22 protein-coding genes are annotated in these 18,200 nt (G+C 46.3%); 1 reads left to right on the plus strand and 21 read right to left on the minus strand.

Annotation, left to right across the window (positions count from 1 at the left end):
• Position 1: 1 nt before the first annotated feature.
• The 3 genes from J2X75_RS11890 to mtrB all read right to left on the minus strand — a co-directional run bounded on the left by J2X75_RS11890 (position 2) and on the right by mtrB (position 1,861).
• On the minus strand, positions 2–865 hold the full coding sequence (locus J2X75_RS11890; RefSeq protein WP_124116206.1) for a heptaprenyl diphosphate synthase component 1: 864 nt from the start codon (positions 863–865) through the stop codon (positions 2–4).
• A gap of 101 nt (positions 866–966) precedes the next feature.
• A complete protein-coding gene (locus J2X75_RS11895; protein ID WP_310336581.1) occupies positions 967–1,518 on the minus strand; it encodes a hypothetical protein in 552 nt (183 codons plus the stop codon).
• 121 nt (positions 1,519–1,639) lie between these two features.
• Positions 1,640–1,861 carry a trp RNA-binding attenuation protein MtrB gene (gene mtrB / locus J2X75_RS11900; RefSeq protein ID WP_017687697.1) on the minus strand — a complete coding sequence of 74 codons (222 nt, stop codon included), beginning with the start codon at positions 1,859–1,861 and terminating at the stop codon, positions 1,640–1,642.
• A 147-nt stretch (positions 1,862–2,008) separates the two neighbouring features.
• Between mtrB and J2X75_RS11905 the strand changes: the two genes are divergently transcribed.
• Positions 2,009–2,170: a hypothetical protein gene (locus tag J2X75_RS11905; RefSeq protein ID WP_307534820.1), complete on the plus strand. Its 162-nt coding sequence runs from the start codon at positions 2,009–2,011 to the stop codon at positions 2,168–2,170.
• A 66-nt stretch (positions 2,171–2,236) separates the two neighbouring features.
• Here J2X75_RS11905 and J2X75_RS11910 read toward each other — a convergent pair whose 3' ends face one another.
• The 18 genes from J2X75_RS11910 to J2X75_RS11995 all read right to left on the minus strand — a co-directional run bounded on the left by J2X75_RS11910 (position 2,237) and on the right by J2X75_RS11995 (position 18,082).
• Positions 2,237–2,509 (minus strand): HU family DNA-binding protein, encoded by a 273-nt coding sequence (locus J2X75_RS11910; RefSeq protein WP_024630670.1) that lies wholly within the window; start codon positions 2,507–2,509, stop codon positions 2,237–2,239.
• Between the two features lie 217 nt (positions 2,510–2,726).
• Positions 2,727–3,713, minus strand: coding sequence for an ABC transporter permease (locus J2X75_RS11915; RefSeq protein WP_310336582.1), 987 nt, complete (start codon positions 3,711–3,713; stop codon positions 2,727–2,729).
• Positions 3,710–5,227 carry a sugar ABC transporter ATP-binding protein gene (locus J2X75_RS11920; RefSeq protein WP_310336583.1) on the minus strand — a complete coding sequence of 506 codons (1,518 nt, stop codon included), beginning with the start codon at positions 5,225–5,227 and terminating at the stop codon, positions 3,710–3,712. Before J2X75_RS11920 ends, J2X75_RS11915 begins: the two co-directional genes overlap by 4 nt.
• 114 nt (positions 5,228–5,341) lie before the next feature.
• Complete coding sequence (locus J2X75_RS11925) at positions 5,342–6,439, minus strand: sugar ABC transporter substrate-binding protein (protein WP_074095648.1); 1,098 nt, start codon at positions 6,437–6,439, stop codon at positions 5,342–5,344.
• A gap of 216 nt (positions 6,440–6,655) precedes the next feature.
• Positions 6,656–8,134, minus strand: coding sequence for a stage IV sporulation protein A (spoIVA, locus tag J2X75_RS11930; protein ID WP_017687692.1), 1,479 nt, complete (start codon positions 8,132–8,134; stop codon positions 6,656–6,658).
• A 454-nt stretch (positions 8,135–8,588) separates the two neighbouring features.
• The gene (locus tag J2X75_RS11935) at positions 8,589–9,368 is read right to left on the minus strand and encodes a hypothetical protein (RefSeq protein ID WP_310336584.1); all 780 of its coding nucleotides are present in this window, start codon (positions 9,366–9,368) and stop codon (positions 8,589–8,591) included.
• Between the two features lie 46 nt (positions 9,369–9,414).
• Positions 9,415–9,765 carry a 2Fe-2S iron-sulfur cluster-binding protein gene (locus J2X75_RS11940; protein WP_017687690.1) on the minus strand — a complete coding sequence of 117 codons (351 nt, stop codon included), beginning with the start codon at positions 9,763–9,765 and terminating at the stop codon, positions 9,415–9,417.
• 17 nt (positions 9,766–9,782) lie between these two features.
• On the minus strand, positions 9,783–10,400 hold the full coding sequence (locus tag J2X75_RS11945) for a hypothetical protein (protein ID WP_310336586.1): 618 nt from the start codon (positions 10,398–10,400) through the stop codon (positions 9,783–9,785).
• An 83-nt stretch (positions 10,401–10,483) separates the two neighbouring features.
• Positions 10,484–10,663, minus strand: a complete 180-nt coding sequence (locus tag J2X75_RS11950; RefSeq protein WP_017687688.1) for a DUF2768 family protein — start codon at positions 10,661–10,663, stop codon at positions 10,484–10,486.
• A 173-nt stretch (positions 10,664–10,836) separates the two neighbouring features.
• Positions 10,837–11,112, minus strand: a complete 276-nt coding sequence (locus tag J2X75_RS11955; RefSeq protein WP_017687687.1) for a stage VI sporulation protein F — start codon at positions 11,110–11,112, stop codon at positions 10,837–10,839.
• A gap of 103 nt (positions 11,113–11,215) precedes the next feature.
• Positions 11,216–12,256, minus strand: coding sequence for an NAD(P)H-dependent glycerol-3-phosphate dehydrogenase (locus J2X75_RS11960; protein WP_310336589.1), 1,041 nt, complete (start codon positions 12,254–12,256; stop codon positions 11,216–11,218).
• On the minus strand, positions 12,249–12,872 hold the full coding sequence (plsY, locus tag J2X75_RS11965) for a glycerol-3-phosphate 1-O-acyltransferase PlsY (RefSeq protein WP_076209908.1): 624 nt from the start codon (positions 12,870–12,872) through the stop codon (positions 12,249–12,251). The genes J2X75_RS11960 and plsY overlap by 8 nt, the downstream gene beginning before the upstream one ends.
• An 11-nt stretch (positions 12,873–12,883) precedes the next feature.
• Positions 12,884–14,206: a ribosome biogenesis GTPase Der gene (der, locus tag J2X75_RS11970; RefSeq protein ID WP_076209907.1), complete on the minus strand. Its 1,323-nt coding sequence runs from the start codon at positions 14,204–14,206 to the stop codon at positions 12,884–12,886.
• A 185-nt stretch (positions 14,207–14,391) separates the two neighbouring features.
• Positions 14,392–15,606: a 30S ribosomal protein S1 gene (gene rpsA, locus J2X75_RS11975; RefSeq protein ID WP_036607712.1), complete on the minus strand. Its 1,215-nt coding sequence runs from the start codon at positions 15,604–15,606 to the stop codon at positions 14,392–14,394.
• Between the two features lie 142 nt (positions 15,607–15,748).
• Positions 15,749–16,336 (minus strand): lysophospholipid acyltransferase family protein, encoded by a 588-nt coding sequence (locus tag J2X75_RS11980; protein ID WP_091018056.1) that lies wholly within the window; start codon positions 16,334–16,336, stop codon positions 15,749–15,751.
• A complete protein-coding gene (cmk, locus tag J2X75_RS11985) occupies positions 16,333–17,037 on the minus strand; it encodes a (d)CMP kinase (protein WP_076209905.1) in 705 nt (234 codons plus the stop codon). The genes J2X75_RS11980 and cmk overlap by 4 nt, the downstream gene beginning before the upstream one ends.
• Before the next feature lie 103 nt (positions 17,038–17,140).
• Positions 17,141–17,365 (minus strand): hypothetical protein, encoded by a 225-nt coding sequence (locus tag J2X75_RS11990; protein ID WP_091018057.1) that lies wholly within the window; start codon positions 17,363–17,365, stop codon positions 17,141–17,143.
• Positions 17,366–17,428: 63 nt separating this feature from the next.
• Positions 17,429–18,082: a flagellar brake protein gene (locus tag J2X75_RS11995; RefSeq protein ID WP_310336595.1), complete on the minus strand. Its 654-nt coding sequence runs from the start codon at positions 18,080–18,082 to the stop codon at positions 17,429–17,431.
• Between the last annotated feature and the right edge of the window lie 118 nt (positions 18,083–18,200).

The raw sequence follows: 18,200 nt of genomic DNA on the forward strand, positions 1-18,200 counted from the left end.
CTCAATCTTCCCTTACTGCCGCATGTGAAGGCTGCAAATATGCCAAGTAAGGCTCTAGAATTGCATGTATCTCCTGCAAGCCCATCCGCCCTTCCTCGTCTTGCAACAACAGTTGAATGCGGTGTGTACACTCGCGAAGCTTGTCCAGCAAAACCTCGCCAACCCTATGCTTCAGCACCATAGCGTTCCATGCACGTGCATCCGGTTCAGACTGACGCAACACATTGCGCTCATCGTCATTACCATGCTCGTATATGTGCCAATATGCATAGCTGTGAAGATATTGTTTCGCGTCATTCATCCGCTTCAGTTCTTCCACGATCGTTTCGCAGGAGCTGAATTCAGTCAACAGGCTGTTCCATAAGGACTCTTCGTTATGTTGAATCATGCCTGTAAATGAAAGAAACAGCTGCATCCTCAGCTGTACCGTTTCACGCAAGTATTCATCAGCCGAAACGAGAAGCTTCTTCATCCGTTCATACAGCGTCATCTTGCGTGCGTTCACTCCGGATACAGCACCACTGAGTTTGCCAATCATTTCAATTCTGCCCGCTTGGGCAAGCAATTGATAAAAACGGCTACTTAAATAATCCCCGGCGAGTACATTCAACTGGCGTGAACGCATCTCCTGCTCTCTACGCTCACCGGAAATGGTATCGATTCGATCATGCGTATCCATGGCCAACTGAACGAGCGAAGTTGCAAGAGCATATAACTCTTGATGCACCTTTTCGTCTGTGCGGCCCACAAATACCTGCAACAGACGTGCCCGGCTATCCGGAAATGATGGGATTTCCGTATGTTGTCGAATCATGTCGTAATCCGTATATTTCTTTGCTAGTTGGGGTACGCGATATGAATTCATTCTCAGCCTCCGAGCCTTAACATTGTTAAACCATTTCTGCACTACAATCTTATATATTATAGCATATGTTGAACGGGCACGCACTGAATCCTGCTATTCTATTACCCCTGACTTCTCATTTCGAATTGCTTCTTCCAGAGTTCGGTCTCCATCAAATGAAACCAGTCCTTCAATTCATCTGAAAAGGCCGCACTTTTCCAGTTCCGTAATGTTTCAATCGCATACAGAGGCCACTCTCCACGCCGAATATCAGCAGCAAGCAACAGATGTCGTTTATGCATCCATTCATCTTCTGCCATCACACGCAGCAGCACCTGATCCACGTTATCCAGACTCCGAAAGCCCAGATCCGCCACAGCTGCCATGTTCTCATATATTTCAGTGTAACTTGTACCCGTTCCTTTAACTTTGAGGTCCAGTGTCAAAATGGACTGTTTCCATTCCACTCTTGCAATGGGAGTTGATAGTTGCATGGAGCTTAGCACATCAACCAGATTGTCATTCGTTAGCTGAACCGGATGATGTGATGCAGAGGCAGGTTGTACGTTTTCCCCGCCCCATGTACGCATATGTAAGGTTTGTATCGCAACAAGCAGAAAGACCGCCGCAACCGTTGCCAGCATTGAAGCAGTAACAATCATCCGCGGATTCATATACGCCTCCTTGCCTTTACCTGTTAGTGTAGTCTGTCCGGTAAAGGCTCATACCTCATTGTACAATGAAAAAAAGCAGGCTATGCCTGCAATCTTCATTTGATTGTATTCAATCTGTCCATTACTCCGATTCAATCTGTCCATGCTTGGTAATCAGCGTGGCTTTGCCCCGGATTTTAATAGCTGAAGTATGGGTGGTAAATTGGGCAAACATCACTTCACCCTTGTCCAATTTCTCGGTGTGGTGAAAACGTGTATCCTGACCTCGGGTTAATCCGATCACCTGGACACCATTTTCCTCTGCCTTAATTACAATATAATCATTGCCGGTTGGATGATCCATCACGCATGTCCCCTTCTTTAGTTCGATAGCGTTAATGATGATTAAGATTGTTTCATTTGTCAACCTGCGCCTTATACGAATGAACCGCAAGAATCGGCGACCCTCCGGTCATACTACAGTTGTACAGCCACAGAAAGGAGAATCTGCATGAAGTACACCCCTGCCGCACTTACAGACGAGCATATTCATCAGTTAAAAGAAATCGAACAGCATCTGTCTGAAGCTGCTGGCGAAGATCTGATTCTGGTTGCTTATACCGGGCAACCGGATGATCCTGAGCACTCGGATAGCCGCAAGAATCATCGTTAAAGGGCAAAAGAAAAGGCCGTGAACAAGTCACGGTCTTTTTGTCGACATATGGAATATGTAGAAATCTTATTTAATTCCGTCTTTGAGCGCTTTACCTGGTTTGAATGCAGGAATTTTGCTCGCAGGAATTTCGATTTCTTCACCTGTTTGCGGGTTGCGTCCTTTACGTGCAGAGCGCTCGCGAACTTCGAAGTTCCCAAAACCAACCAATTGTACTTTATCTCCGCTTTGAAGAGCCTCAGAGATTGCTTCGAATACGGCATCAACCGCTTTCGTTACATCTTTCTTGGACAATTCAGTCGCTTCAGATACGTGTGTAATCAAGTCTGATTTGTTCATTTGTTTTTCACCTCCTGTATCAATGTCCTGAATGTTATACTGTGTTTCCGTTTTATAGCGAAATATACGTTCATACGCAAAAAATCTACGTACATCTTGAGCGCTGAACACAAATCTCCGCCTGCGGTCAACAGTCATTTTCGGCAGAATGTCGTCTGAAACCACGGGCATTTCAGACGCCGAACAAATTTCATACTAATACAGACAGCCCACAATTTCAAGTCCGGTTGCGGTTTAAGACGTAAAATGTAACCGCCAGGGCAAGCACGAGAACCCCACCTTTTACAATATCATGTGTGAAATACTGTACGTTCATCATCGTTAAACCGTTCACAAGTACACCAATCAGAACCGAACCGATGAAGGTTCCGATGACATTTGGTTTACCCGCACCAAACACAGAGAAACCGACAAATACTGCAGCTACGGATTCCATTAACAACGGTGATCCCGCATCAATTTGCCCAGATCCTACTTTGGAAGCATAGATGATACCCCCGATTGCTGCAAACACTCCAGCGGCTACATAGGCGAGTGTACGCACCTTTTTCACCTTGATTCCAGACAACCGTGCAGCTTCCTCATTACCACCTGTAATGTACATCTGGCGACCATATTTCGTATACGTCAAAAAGATATGCACACTTATTACCGCAATAAGTAGCATGATTACCGATATCGGCATACCAAGCCATTTACCCTGCCCTATTAGTAGGAATGTCGGGTCCATCTCTCCCGCAGCTTTGCTCCCGTCAGGGAACTGCATGTGATTGTAAATGGTATATCCCTGTGCATACGTTTTGTGAATACCTCCGATGATGTACATCGTGGCAAGGGTTGCGAGCAAATCCGGAATACGCAATTTTACAATGAGCAAAGCGTTCAGTAAACCAATAACAGCGCCAATGATTAGTGGCACAATAATTACAATTGCCAGTGGTTGTTGATACCAAATCATTAACGAAGCAGTAACGACGGTCGTCAATGAGACAGTCGCCCCTACCGAGAGATCAAATCCATCAACAATGAGAGATAACGTAACACCGATCGCTACAAACGTAACGATAGAGATCGAGCCCAAAATATCGGTCAAGTTACTGTACGTAAAGAAATAAGGCAATTTAATGCCAAAAAATGCGATAACACCTATGATGACTATAATTGCCCCGTAACGGAACGCAAAATCCAGTGATTTATCCTTCATGATTGCACCTCTTGTCCACCGCTTGCATAGTATAGCAGCTGTTCTTGATTAGTCTCGCCTCGTTTGAACTCTTTTACGATAACTCCCTCGCACATGACAGCGATTCGGTCGCCAATTCCCATGCCTTCATCCAATTCACAGGTGAAATAGATTACACCCTTGCCCGCCAAAGCCAGTTCATTGATGATGCGGAAAATGTCACTTTTTGCCCCAATATCTACGCCTTTGGTTGGCTCATCAAATATAAATACATCCGCATCCGCATTAAGCCATTTACCAATGGCTACCTTCTGCTGGTTACCACCGCTTAGATATTTCACTTCCTGCTTCACGGACGATGTTTTAATTCCAAGCTGTTTCACCAATGACTCTGCATTCAGACGTTCCCGCTTGCGGCTTACGAAACCTAATGTACTAAGACGGCTTAGCAAAGGCAGACTTAAATTCCGTTCCACGTTCTCCTGAATCAGGATTCCTTGTTTACGTCGCTCCTCCGGTACAGAAACAATCCCCAGAGCCGCCGCATCCGCAGGCTGAGACAGGCGGAGATTACGGTTGTTAAGCCGGATCTCGCCTCCCTCCAGCCGATCTGCACCAATCAGCAAACGAGAGCTTTCCGTTTTACCCGCGCCTACCAGACCTACCACAGCGAGGACTTCACCTCGGCGTACAGAGAGGTCAACACCTTTGACCTTCACTCCACGACGAAGCCCACGTGCCTCCAATAACAGCTCCCCCACGGGCGCTTCCGTCTTCGGAAACTCTTCTTCGAATGGTTTGCCCAGCATCTGTGTGACCAAGTCGTTGATCGTCAGTCCTTTTGCTTCACCAGTAAATACATGTTGCCCATCTCTCATAACCGTAACGCGATCACAGTGACCCGTCACTTCAGCAAGACGATGGGTAATGAAAATGCAGGCTACGCCCCGTTCCTTCAACAGATGAACAATCCGGAAAAATGCATCCGTTTCTTCCTGGCTCAGCGGTGCAGTAGGTTCGTCAAAAATGATAACCTTGGCATCCTGAATTAAAATCCGTGCCAGCAGTATCATCTGTTTTTCTGCAAGCGTCAGATCGGCCACTTTTTGGTGAACGGATATGTCCGCCCCTAATTGTTTCAACGCCTCAACTGCACGCTGTTGCAGCTTCCGCGGACTTTTCCACCACCCCCCGGCAGATGAAGCCAGCTGATCCAACATGATGTTCTCCGCAGCCGTCAGCTGTGGCACCAGTGCCGCATCCACTTCCTGATAGACACAGTGAATCCCACTTGCCTTCGCGTCTCCCGGAGAACTTAAATGAAGCGCTTGTCCACTCAACTGAATCGTACCCTGGTCCAATGGATAGGCACCCGACAGAATCTTCATTAACGTGCTCTTACCGGCACCATTGGCACCCAGCAGCGCATGAATCTCCCCACCTTTTACAGAGAAATCCACATCCTTCAGTGCAGGAATACCTGAAAACTGCTTGTGGATATGTTCCATATGAAGCAGAATTGGTGCAGTGCTCATGATGTTAACCTCCAATCGTTCCCTTCCGGGAGCATCCCTTTTTTCATCCAGACAACACATATCTTCATTTATGTTTGAAAAAGCGCGCCTTGCGGCGCGCTTCCCATACGCTGCTTATTTAGCAGTAATTCCGTATTCGCTCATCCAGTCCTTGATTCCTTGTGTGCTGCCACCCCAACCTTCAACGAACTCTGACAGCTCAGAAGTGGAGATTTGTTTATCTGGCAGAGCTTCACGTTGAACATAGACCGGGTTAAGAACAACTGCATCTTCCGTCTCGTCCCCGTTCAGTTTTTGATAAGCATAACGTACCTGGACGCGACCAATATCCGTTGGATCAACAGCCGCAGAAGCAACCCAAGGATTTTTCGGGTCCTGAATCATTTGCAGGTCCTCGTCACTCATATCAATACCATACACTTTGATCTCATCACGTCCAGCTTGTTGAATCGCACGCGCTGCACCTTTGGCGAACTCATCCCATGCAGTCCATACAGCTGTAATCTCACCTTTTGGATACTGCTTGAGAATAGCTTCCATTTTGGCTTGAGTATCCAGCGCCGGGTTCTGTGCAGAACCAAATGTAGCTATTTCCTTGATGTCCGGATTTGCTTTCATGAATTCACCGTATGCAATCTGACGGCGTTCCATCGGTGCGAAACCAGCTACCCATACTTTGACAATATTGCCTTGTCCATTGATATCTTTTTTCATTTGCTCCAGCGTCAGTTCAGCCATCTTCTGGTCATCCTGCGACAGGACTGTGGCTCCCGGAACACTGATAGCTGCGTCAAACACGACCACTGGAATATTCTGTTCTACTGCCTTCTTCACGCCTGGCTCTAATAGGGAATCCCCATGATCCGTGAGAATGGCATCGAATTTTTGGTTAATAGCGCTATCAAGCAAGGATACCATCTTTGCTTTGTCATTATCGGCAACAAACGTTGTCAGTTCTCCACCGAATTTTTCGATTTCTTCTTTTACACCCTGTACATATTGCTGCGAGAAAGTACCTGTATTGAATTCCATAATAAGTGCGATCCGTTTTCCGCTTAGTGGGCCTGTGACTGCTTCTGTTTTTGGTGTATCATCTGATGCACCCGAAGCCGGAGTGGCTGCCGGTTCTTTTTTGATTCCGCAAGCGGACAGCGCCAATGTAAATACTAACAACACACTCAACCATAGCCATTTTGTCTCTCTTCTTTTCATCTCTGTATCCCCCTGTCCAATCTCTGTGATCTCGATCACAATAGTTGAATATTAATATAACGGCTAATCCCTAGTATGTAAATGGGTTTTAGCAATTTAAAGCTAAAACTCGCTAAGTTTTTTCGAAAGCACTATTCTTCCTATCCATTTCATCCAAAATAAAGAAATCACATAAAAAAGACCGCGAGGGGATGCCCCTTACGGTCTTTTGATGTTTTACAGAATGATAGCGATCAAGCCACCTGAACCTTCGTTAATGATTCTTCCCAGCGTCTCTTGCAGTTTGTATCTTGCATTATCCGGCATCATGGCAATCTTGCCCTGAATCCCTTCTCGCACAATAGAGTGCAGAGAACGACCAAACATGTCTGAATCCCATACCTTGATCGGATCGTTTTCGAAGTCCTGCATCAGGTATCTCACCAGTTCCTCACTTTGTTTCTCCGTGCCGATGATTGGAGCGAACTCCGATTCCACATCAACCCGGATCATGTGAATGGACGGTGCCGTTGCTTTCAGACGTACACCAAATTTGGTACCCTGACGAATGAGCTCAGGTTCATCCAGAGCCATCTCGGCAAGAGATGGAGCAGCAATGCCGTATCCGGTCGTTTTGACCATCTCCAGCGCTTCTGCAAAGCGGTCATATTCTCTCTTCGCATGCGAGAATTCCTGCATCAATTGCAGCAGATGATCCTTACCACGAATCTCGATGCCGACCACTTCCACGAGAATCTGATCATACAGTTCATCTGGCGCATACAGGTCAATTTCGGCTACACCCTGCCCCATATTCATGCCACTCAGGCCTGCGCGATCGATGAATTCATATTCCATGAACTGAGCGACAACCCGATCCACGTCACGAAGTCTGCGAATATCCTTAACGGTATCCCGTACGGAATTTTCGTAATTGCTACGCAGCCAGTGAGTCTCGTTGAGCACCATAACCCAGCTCGGCAAGTTTACATTCACTTCATGCACAGGGAACTCATAGAGCACTTCACGAAGTACACCCGTCACATCATCTTCCGTCATCGTGGCTGCACTGAGTGTCATCACCGGAATGTCGTATTTGGCAGCAAGCTCACTACGCAATTGCAGGGCTTCTTCACTGCGAGGACGAGTGGAGTTGATGACCAGGACAAACGGTTTACCCACTTCTTTTAATTCCGCAATAACCCGTTCTTCGGATTCCACATAGGAACTGCGGGCAATTTCGGCGATTGTGCCGTCTGTTGTTACCACAACACCCAGTGTAGAATGCTCCTGAATGACTTTGCGAGTACCAATCTCGGCGGCTTCCTGGAACGGAATTGGCTCCTCGAACCAAGGTGTGGAGATCATGCGCGGACCATTCTCATCCTCGTACCCCTTGGCTCCTTCCACCGCGTAACCCACACAATCCACCAAACGTACATTGACATCGAGTCCTTCGGCCACCTTGATCTGGACTGCGTTATTCGGTACAAATTTTGGCTCGGTTGTCATGATGGTTTTGCCTGCCGCACTTTGTGGAAGTTCATCCACTGCACGGGCACGATCAGCCTCGCTTGCGATGTTAGGCAATACGATCGTTTCCATGAATCGTTTAATAAATGTTGATTTTCCCGTCCGGACTGCGCCGACAACCCCGAGATAAATATCCCCTCCGGTCCGCTCAGCTATGTCCTTAAAAATGTCCACTTTCTCCAATGAAATCCCCTCCCTAAATTACTCCGAAGGAAAAATGCTAAAGAGCATCCGCTTCGTTTTTTCAATCAGAAGACTGAAATCCCTGCAACGGTAGAGCCGCCTTTGTGAGTGCCCGGAAGTCGTCCGCCGCCGAACATTGCATTCTGATGAAACCGGCGAGAGCGGCGTTAACTCGTACATGCAATTGGACTAGTATCATCTTATGTATCCGTATGCGGCAATATGACGCGTATTTTTGTTTTTTTATCTTATGGTGATGACATTAGGAGAATCCCCCGATCTCGGACTGCGCGTCTTTATTTCAATCTACTTTATGTGATCCGTGAAGCTTTTATGACGGTTTATTGCTCATACTGACAAAAGAAAAAGAGATATCCCTTATTTGGAATATCTCTTTTTGAACCATTGGAGCCATGGTGGTTATACAGCTAAATCATTTGAATTGCAACCATGCTTATTTTATTGGCTGGGCAATCGGCGCATTATTTTTCCAAGCGTAGAAAACGGATTTTACAGGTACGAAGTAGGAGTGTTCCACCAGCAAATCCCGAACATCTTCAGTTTCTGCTGGAGACACGTCAGACTTTTCCACTGCCTGCATAATGTCAAAAGCATAATCTACATAGACCTTGCCTTCATCATCCATCATAAAAGGTAACGCCTGACCTGAATATACACTATTCAACGTTATGGAAGGTGTGCCCGCCTGTGCAGCCTGCTCCATATCCACAGCATATAACCCCGGATACAGTTCTTCCCCGCTTGGCAGCTTATTGTTATGTACGGACTTATATTGATTAACCATTCGTTGCACATCATTCACTTTCTGTACGGTTAGAAGATCCATCACTTTAACGGTTGGATTCACTTCTTCATCCTGAATAAGGAAGTAAGCGCTCCCACCACTTTCAAAAGCAGTCCCTGGTATTTCATCCAGATACCCCAGTTGTTTCAACTTGGGCAGATCCACTCTGAACTTTTCATATTTTGGCGTTTCCATATCTGCATTGATGATTGGCAAAATCCCCTCATCTTGCTGGAATGCCTCTACCGCACTCTGGATACGGCTCACGCTTTCCCGATAGGCTATCTTAGGGTCTGAATTACTCTGGGATGGATACATACAACCACTTGCTGTAAAAGCAAACAACAGGAATAACAGCAGACCGCCCGTCTGATGTTTCAGACGCTGCCGTCTGCTTCCTTCCACACATTTTGGCTTGTTCCTAATCATTCGTGTCCTCCTTGAATAACTCATTAGAGAATCAATTTCATAACGCTCAGAACCAGTCGTCTTCCTGTTGTTGACGTTCCAGTTGTTTCCGAATGGCTGCCTTCAGCGGGTCCTCTGGAACATGAACCGATAGAGATCCACACACCTTGGCCTGACAGGACAGTCGTGTACCTGCTTCCAACAGTGAACCCAGCTTGCGCTTTTCTGCATCTGTTGGTGGATACAGTTCCGCCCGATGTTCTTCATCCACATTCACTTTGCACATCAGGCAAGCCGCTTTGCCATCACATCGGGTCGTAATCTTGACTCCAGCACGTCGTGCTGCATGCAGAAGTGTCACCCCTGGTTTGAGCGCTATCGATTTGTTCATAGGTAAAAAAGTAACTTTATAGTCCATCATTTTCCTCCCTCAACCTACTGGGGCCATGTAAAGCCAACAAGCTCTTCCACTTCGGCTCTGAAGCGACTTGTCCATACATTCTGTTGACTTAAAAGCATCATTATAGGTTGATGTGCATCTGGCTGCTCGCGCATCTGTTTAGCAATGGGGACATAACGATCTTCACGACCTCGCAGCAGATTAAACAACAGCTCATGCGCAAGCGGCATCAGTCGCAGGGGATATGAACCCACTTGTGCTACTGGTGCATGCGGAGCAAGTACATGTTCAATCTCGATGCGGTACCAACTTTTGCGAGCCCATATTTCGAAACCACCAACCAGTTCCAGCGCACATTCACCCACCTGATAGTGGCTCAGCAGAGAAGCATACGGTCCCGTCTTGTCCACTGTAGGCTCGTCAAGCATTTCCCCTGGAGCGCTACGGTGAAGTTCTTTAGCAGCAGCGACATCCGCATAGATATCAATATCTCTCGGAGCCTGTTGCAACTCCACCCCTTGAAGCAGCAAGCCACAACTTCCTCCAAGTAACCATGTCTGTGGCTGTGTGTTCCAGGCTTTGGCCGTTTCCAGCAAAGCCGCGTGTAATTCCGGATAACGCTCTGTCCGACCCTCCGTATCATGCGGCTCCATAGGCTCACACTCCCCTCATCCGTGTTCATTGTGTCAGTTCTTATGATGTGTTTATGCGGATGTTATCTTTCAGGCATGGGAAATCAGGTCAGAGAAGCGATTCCACCGAAAAAGCCAATCAGCATAATCAAAAATGCAATCAGAGAAAGAATCCCCCGTACAATACCTTTTGTTTTGGCACGAGCAAACGTAATCAGGAATACAGATAATCCCATAATGAGGATGGCCACCAATGACAGCCACATCTTGTCCATTGCGCTCATAATCCAGCAGTCTCCCCTTCAGTCCGATATTCATCACTGACACTGTGACAATTGCAACCATTATAACACGAAATTCAGCTCAACTTTCCAAAAAAAAGACAAAAAAGCAAGCCGGCAGAAGCCGACTCGTCTTTTTGTCTTACTGGATCACCTGTACATGCAGGTGTGATCTATTATTTTTTCATCATCATTTTCATTAACGATTCCATACTGCTCGGATTCAATCCGCTTTTCTTGACCGCACTCACAATATCCTTAACCGTATCCTCAGATACCGGAACTTTCGCCATGGCGGATACTTGTTTGATCAACTGGCGCAACTGAGCTTCATTCTGAATCGTCGTTGGTTTCACCGTGCTTGCCAATTTCTTAACGGCACCTTCAGTTATCGTTTTACCCGTTTTCTTGTTGATTGCATTCAGTGCATCTTTGGAAATGTTGTTACCCATTCGTCTCCCCTCCTCCGGCAATACTCATGTGTATAGTATGAGTCTGCTACAGAAAAGGTGAATAAGCTTCTTATTTCACAAGGTACCCTTAGGCTGATTACAATCAGGAATGCCATTGCTCCCAGGTTTCAAGTTTCATGACTTCCATCTCAGTCTTCGGGTCACGTCCCATCAAGGCTTCAACCGCATCACGCGGCTGTCTCTCCTGGAATAAAACGTGATATAATTGATCCGCAATTGGCATTTGCACACCGTATTTTTGTGAGATGAAATAGGCAGCTTGCGTAGTTCGAATGCCTTCTACCACCATGCCCATGGACTTCAGTACATCGTCCAACTTCTGTCCCTGACCCAACATTGAACCTGCTCTCCAGTTCCGACTGTGCTGACTTGTAGCCGTTACAACCAGATCCCCGATTCCGGCAAGTCCCGAAAACGTTAGCGGATTTGCTCCCATCGCAACACCAATACGTGTGATCTCTGCCAGACCGCGTGTTAGCAAAGCGGCTTTGGCATTATCACCAAATTGAAGACCATCGGACATGCCTGCACCAAGAGCAATGATATTTTTGAATGCGCCTGCAAGCTCAACACCAATCATGTCCCGATTCGTGTAAACCCGGAAATAGGCATTCATAAACAAAGCTTGGGCAGACTCGGCAGATGACTTATCCAGTGAAGCTACAACCACTGTCGTTGGACAACGCTTCACCACTTCTTCCGCATGGCTTGGGCCAGAAAGAACAACAACACGTCCTTCTTCACATTCAAGCTCTTCTGAAATGACTGTGGACATCCGTTTGAGGCTTTCTGTCTCGAAACCTTTGGTTGCATGAATGACTAACATCTCAGGCTTGTAATAAGCCTTAAGCTGGTTCGTAACTGCACGCATGGCTGATGAAGGCGCAACAATTAACACAGCTATAGCGCCTTCCACCGCAGCTTCCATATCAGTTGTTGCTTGAATCCGTGGTGAAAGCTCCGCATCCGGAAGATAGCGTGTATTGGTGTGCTTGTTATTGATTTCGTTAGCCTGGCCTTCACCACGTGTCCACATCATCACATCCAACTGATTGGCAGCGAGTACACTGGCCAGAGCCGTTCCCCAGCTTCCAGCGACCAGAACAGCAACTTTTTTAGACAACTCGTTTACCCCCTCCAGGGTTTTTCGATCCCAATTTATTTTCCTGTCCTTTGGCGAGCTTCGCAATATTGGTACGATGTCTCCAGAACGCAAACAGACAAATAATCAGACTCCCCCAGAAGATATTCATTGAATATCCGGGTAATACCAGAATAAAGATGGGTGTAAATGCTACAAAAATCAGAGACCCCAATGAAACATAGCGTGTCAATACAATAGACAGAATGGCGATCACCCCAGCACATAACGCAGGTAGGAAAGCAAGACTCACCAGAACACCAATGGCTGTGGCAATGCCTTTTCCTCCACGAAAATGGAAGTAAAGCGGCCAGTTATGTCCTGCAATGGCTGCTATACCACTGAGTGCAGGAATCCAGGCAGAACCGTCACTCAGCCAGATTCCTATCCATACAGCTGCAACACCCTTAAGTACATCAAGTAACAGAACAGCAATTGCCGGTCCTTTACCCAAAATACGCAATGTATTGGTAGCTCCCGCGTTTCCGCTTCCGTGCTGACGAATATCGATCCCCCGTATCGCTTTGGCAAGGAGGACACTAAAGCTGATCGAACCGAGCAGATAACTCAGTACAATCGCTGCGATTTGTAAAATCACACACTTCTCCCCTAACTTTCGTCGGACTTCTTCCGAGTAAATATGCGAATTGGTGTTCCTTCGAAATCAAACGCTGCACGGATTTTATTCTCCAGATAGCGCTCATATGAGAAGTGCATCAACTCAGGGTCGTTCACAAAAATAACCATGGTCGGCGGTTTAACTGCAACCTGAGTCACATAGTTAATTCTCATTCTCCGTCCTTTATCTGTTGGCGGAGGATTAATCGCAACCGCATCAGACACCACATCGTTAAGCAGATGTGTCTGCACACGTAACGAGTGTTGCTCTGCTACACGTTGCACAACCGGCAACAGTTTTTGTAAGCGTTGTTTTGTGAGGGCTGACAAGAATACGACCGGAGCATAAGTCATAAACAGGAAGTGATCCCGAATTTTTCTCTCAAACTCTTTCATCGTTTTGTCATGCTTCTCTACTACGTCCCATTTGTTCACAACAAACAATGACGCTTTACCAGCTTCGAATGCATATCCTGCAATATGCTTGTCCTGTTCAATAATGCCTTCTTCACCATTAATGACAATCAGAACAACATCTGCACGCTCAATCGCACGCATAGCCCGCATTACACTGTATTTCTCAGTTGTTTCATATACTTTCCCACGCTTACGCATACCTGCTGTATCAATCAGCACGTAACGTTGGCCGTCTTTTTCAAAAGGTGTATCAATTGCATCCCGGGTCGTTCCAGCCACGTCACTTACAATGACACGTTCTTCACCCAGAATAGCGTTCACCAGTGAAGATTTACCCACATTAGGACGTCCGATCAGAGCTACACGAATGACATCTTCATCGTAAGTCTCTTCCTCAAGTTCTGGCAGCTTCTCCACAATTGCATCAAGCAAATCACCTACACCTGTACCGTGACTTCCGGATACGCCGATGGGATCACCGAAACCAAATCCATAAAACTCATAAATGAGCTCACTTCGTCCGATATTATCCACTTTGTTAACGGCTACAACAATAGGCTTGCCTGAGCGGTAGAGCATCTCTGCTACCTCTTCATCCGATTGCGTAATACCTGCTTTTGCATCACACATGAATACAATAACATCCGCTTCTTCAATAGCGAGCTCTGCTTGCATCCGAATCGATTTTAAGATTACATCTTCACCATCAATTTCGATACCACCTGTATCAATGATACTAAAGGGTTTACCGTTCCATTCACCGATTCCATATATGCGGTCACGGGTAATGCCCGGCTTGTCTTCCACAATGGCCAGTCTGTCGCCGATGATCCGATTGAAAATGGTGGATTTACCCACGTTCGGTCGTCCGACAATTGCCACAACGGGTCTTGCCATACATTCCACTCCTCCTGTCCATACTTACGATACTCATCATAGCAAAAAAGATATGTCTTGGCTAACGTTTCATGCCAAATTACTCGCAATAAAAACAATCGGCGAACCCGCCTGGGGCTCGCCGATCTTGCTTTTGTTATTCAGCAAAATATGCAGTATATAACTTAGAACCATGCATTGTTAACTTATTTGAATTTGCTGAGTTTGTCTCCAAACAGTTCGCCAAGCGTAGTGCTCATACCTTGATTGTTCAAGGAAACGTTTGGATTGTTGATTTCTTCACGCGGAGCGTTGTTTCTTGAAGGTCTTTCTGATTTTTGTGGTTGAGCTGGAGCTTCTTCTGTTTCTTTGATGCTCAAGCTTACACGTTGCTCAGAAGGGTTCATGTCCAAGATTTTAACTTGAACTTCTTGTCCTTCTTTCAGCACTTCATGAGGAGTGCCGATGTGTTTGTGGGAGATTTGCGAGATATGCACAAGTCCCTCAACACCAGGAGCGATTTCAACAAATGCACCGAAGTCTACCAGACGTTTTACAACACCTGTTACGATATCGCTGGAATTGAATTTTTCGCTTGCTGTTTCCCAAGGACCTGGTTGAACAGCTTTCATGCTCAGGCTGATTTTGCCTTTTTCAGGGTCAACTTTCAGCACTTTCACACTAACTTTATCACCTTCAGACAGTACGTCGGATGGTTTTTCAACGTGTGTCCAAGCCAGCTCGGATACGTGAACCAAACCGTCAACTCCGCCCACATCAACGAATGCACCGAATTGAGTCAAACGTTGTACTGTACCTTCGATCACTTGACCTTCTTGCAAACCAGCCATTACTGTAGCTTTGTTTGCTTCGAATTCTTGCTCCAGTACGTCTTTTTGGGAAAGGATCACTTTGTTGTTCTCACGGTCGATCTCTTTCACTTTAACACGCAGTGTGCGTCCTTTGTAGTCGCTGAAGTCTTCAACGAAATGGCGTTCAACCATGGAAGCCGGGATAAATCCACGTACGCCCACGTCTGCTACCAGACCGCCTTTAACAACATCACCTACAACAACTTCGAATACGTCTTGGTCTTCAAAATGCTTTTGCAATTGATCCCATGCGTTTTCGCTGTCGATTGCACGTTTGGACAGAACGAGTTTTTCTTTCTCGTCGTCGATGCTAAGAACTTTAGCTTCAACTTCTTGTCCAACTTCTACTGCGTCAGACGCGCTGTCAACATGTAATGAAGACAGTTCACGAATTGGAATGACACCGTCATATTTATATCCAATGCTCACATAGGCTTGGTTATCTTCCAATTTGACGATGGTTCCTTTTACGGTATCTCCTTTTTTCAAGGAAACGAATTGATCCAACTCATCTTGGGTTGCTTCTTGATTTTTCATTTCTTCCGACATGTCAAATACCCTCCTCAATTCAAAAACCCCATTATATTCAAACCTGCCTGTAGCAGAGTTCAAAACACTTTCATCACTGAGTGCTCAAGCTTTAGTCTCCCTCAAAAATATGGAAACATGCACTCAGCTACCGACGAAACCATTACTTGCTTGGCACGCCCGTTTGCACCATTTCGTTAATCTTGGACATAATCTTTTCAGTCGCCTTCTCCAGAGCTTCTCCAGATGGGTCTTCCTTGAACTCGTCCAAACTTACTGGTGCTCCATATACAACTTTCATCTTACGAAAAACTTTGTAGTTACCGATAATAGCAGTAGGAATAACTGTAGCGCCACTGCGGAGAGCAAAACTCGCTGCCCCTTTTTTGCCGATACCTCCATCATTGTGACGGCTTCCCGAGGGGAAGATTCCAAGCACTTGACCATCACGCAAAATATTGAGTGAGGTTTTGATGGATTCCTTGCTGACACCTCCACGTTTAACGGGGAAAGCGCCCACGGCTTTAATAATTCGGCCGAGTACCGGAATTTCAAACAATTCGCTTTTGGCCATGAAACGCACCTGACGGCGAATTTTGATACCAACGGTTGGAGGATCGAAGTTACTAATATGATTGGAACATAAAAGTACGCCGCCTTCTTTCGGAATATTCTCCCGTCCAACGGCCTCCAAGCGGAAAAGAATGGTATAAATGATCCGCAGTAATGTGCTGCAAAATGTGTAAATCATAGACCGATCTCTCCTCTGACCATTGTGCAATAAGATACGATTTTGTCAACCACTTCATGAATGTTCATCTCCGTTGTATCAAGGACGATAGCATCCTCAGCACAACGCAATGGGGAAATTTCCCGATTCTCATCCAATCTGTCACGGGTGGCAATGTCTCGCTCCAGCTGTTGCAACGTCAGTCCTTCAGAGGGGTCCAGTTCTTTGAAGCGGCGAAGTGCACGCTCTTCGACACTGGCAGTCATGAAGATTTTCACTTCCGCATCGGGCAGTACTGTCGTTCCGATATCGCGTCCATCCATGACGACGCCCTTGCGCAAAGCCATTTGCCGCTGAGTATCCACTAATTGCGTACGCAGCCCCTCGATTTGCGCATATCGGGACACGATTCCCGTCACTTCACGGGAGCGGATTTCCGAGGTTACTTCTTCCCCATTACAGAACACTTTCTGTCCGTCGGGATCCGGTTGTAAATCAATGACCAGCTTTTGGGCTTCCTGAAGTACCTGTGCCACTTCTTCCGGCGCAATATCTTTCCGAAGCATGTGCAAGGTTACCGCACGGTACATTGCGCCTGTATCGACGTATACATACGCGAGCGCCTCTGCAACCAATCGGGCCACCGTGCTTTTCCCGGCACCGGCAGGTCCGTCAATTGCAACGTTCATTTTCCCGTTCTCTGATGTGTTCTGGCTTGCCAACGGGGCATTCCTCCTCAAACGATAAACCTCAATAAAAAAACAGGCATTGCCTGCATCGTGAAAATTATACCACACTCTACACATGGATGCAAAAACAGACAAATCAACGATGTTCGTAATCATTCATCGTTTGCACTTCAATTGGCGTTCCTTCCAGGCGGTCAATGGTGGTCAAATTCTTTTTGAAGCCTGGTACCAACAGCAGCAATTGATATACCACAAGCAGGATTAGAAGGACTGTAATCAGAATCGTAACCTTTCGTTCCATTCGCCTGGAGAAAACATAATAAAGTCGTTCATATCTGCGGGTTGCATGACGATGATTCATGGCAATGCCTCCGTTTTTTTCATTACGGTACCCGCAGTTCCTTCTTCTTATGCCACAACATTCCTATTTCGTGCGATAGTCCAATTGTCGTTCGAAACAAAACTTGATAATTTTCTGGCGCTCCGAATCTGAAATCTGCACAAATTTCAGCATGCATAGCTGTCTGCCGGTTTCCAGGGTTTTGATCCGCACAACTTCAGCTTCAAAATTCACATGTTCAATGGTTGAATTCCGGTAGGGAACCAGCAACCAGCATTTCAGTTTTTGACCTTCAGCTATTGAAAACCCCGTTTCGCCGTAGATGGACAATCCACCGCCACCAATATCTTCAGTCAATCCGACGGCACGGGTCAGATCTTCACTTTGGATGGCCAATTCGAGGTTTGCATGAACACGAAGAAAGCTGCGCCGTTGTATTTTGGATATATCGCTCGGAAGCGGTTTGCGGATACGGACAAGACGGACCACATCTTCCTCAAATCCCGTGACATAGGTATTAAAATAATGCCGGACCCCATCCTCCGTAATATATGAAATGGACAATTCCTCTCCGAAAAAGAGTCTTTTCAGACGGCTGCTTCCTTGTTGCATCGGGACCTCAATCAGAAAACTGCTGTCATCCGTATCTGCAATGCGTGATTTGTACTCTTTGTGTTCCTCTTTTTCATCTGCAGAAGCAATCTGGATGTATAAAATTTCATTTATTTTAGGAAACAAGCTGTTCACCGCCACTTTATGTATTTATCTTCGTATGTACAAGGACTATTATACCATGACCTTTCTCACATTGAACAAGAAAAAACAGACCACATCGTGGTCTGCCGCAGTTATTCGC

It is taken from the genome of Paenibacillus sp. 2003 (assembly GCF_031455635.1).
In the GTDB taxonomy this organism is placed as follows: domain Bacteria; phylum Bacillota; class Bacilli; order Paenibacillales; family Paenibacillaceae; genus Paenibacillus; species Paenibacillus amylolyticus_B.

Coding starts and splice junctions, on each gene's coding strand:
- J2X75_RS11920 (WP_310336583.1), bottom strand. CDS start 5,227: ATGAGCACTGCACCAATTCTGCTTCATATGGAACATATCCACAAGCAG.
- J2X75_RS11950 (WP_017687688.1), bottom strand. CDS start 10,663: ATGAGCGCAATGGACAAGATGTGGCTGTCATTGGTGGCCATCCTCATT.
- der (WP_076209907.1), bottom strand. CDS start 14,206: ATGGCAAGACCCGTTGTGGCAATTGTCGGACGACCGAACGTGGGTAAA.
- J2X75_RS11895 (WP_310336581.1), bottom strand. CDS start 1,518: ATGAATCCGCGGATGATTGTTACTGCTTCAATGCTGGCAACGGTTGCG.
- J2X75_RS11910 (WP_024630670.1), bottom strand. CDS start 2,509: ATGAACAAATCAGACTTGATTACACACGTATCTGAAGCGACTGAATTG.
- J2X75_RS11925 (WP_074095648.1), bottom strand. CDS start 6,439: ATGAAAAGAAGAGAGACAAAATGGCTATGGTTGAGTGTGTTGTTAGTA.
- J2X75_RS11955 (WP_017687687.1), bottom strand. CDS start 11,112: ATGGGTAACAACATTTCCAAAGATGCACTGAATGCAATCAACAAGAAA.
- J2X75_RS11945 (WP_310336586.1), bottom strand. CDS start 10,400: ATGGAGCCGCATGATACGGAGGGTCGGACAGAGCGTTATCCGGAATTA.
- J2X75_RS11915 (WP_310336582.1), bottom strand. CDS start 3,713: ATGAAGGATAAATCACTGGATTTTGCGTTCCGTTACGGGGCAATTATA.
- J2X75_RS11890 (WP_124116206.1), bottom strand. CDS start 865: ATGAATTCATATCGCGTACCCCAACTAGCAAAGAAATATACGGATTAC.
- J2X75_RS11905 (WP_307534820.1), top strand. CDS start 2,009: ATGAAGTACACCCCTGCCGCACTTACAGACGAGCATATTCATCAGTTA.
- J2X75_RS11935 (WP_310336584.1), bottom strand. CDS start 9,368: ATGATTAGGAACAAGCCAAAATGTGTGGAAGGAAGCAGACGGCAGCGT.
- J2X75_RS11980 (WP_091018056.1), bottom strand. CDS start 16,336: ATGATTTACACATTTTGCAGCACATTACTGCGGATCATTTATACCATT.
- mtrB (WP_017687697.1), bottom strand. CDS start 1,861: ATGGATCATCCAACCGGCAATGATTATATTGTAATTAAGGCAGAGGAA.
- J2X75_RS11990 (WP_091018057.1), bottom strand. CDS start 17,365: ATGAATCATCGTCATGCAACCCGCAGATATGAACGACTTTATTATGTT.
- rpsA (WP_036607712.1), bottom strand. CDS start 15,606: ATGTCGGAAGAAATGAAAAATCAAGAAGCAACCCAAGATGAGTTGGAT.
- J2X75_RS11940 (WP_017687690.1), bottom strand. CDS start 9,765: ATGGACTATAAAGTTACTTTTTTACCTATGAACAAATCGATAGCGCTC.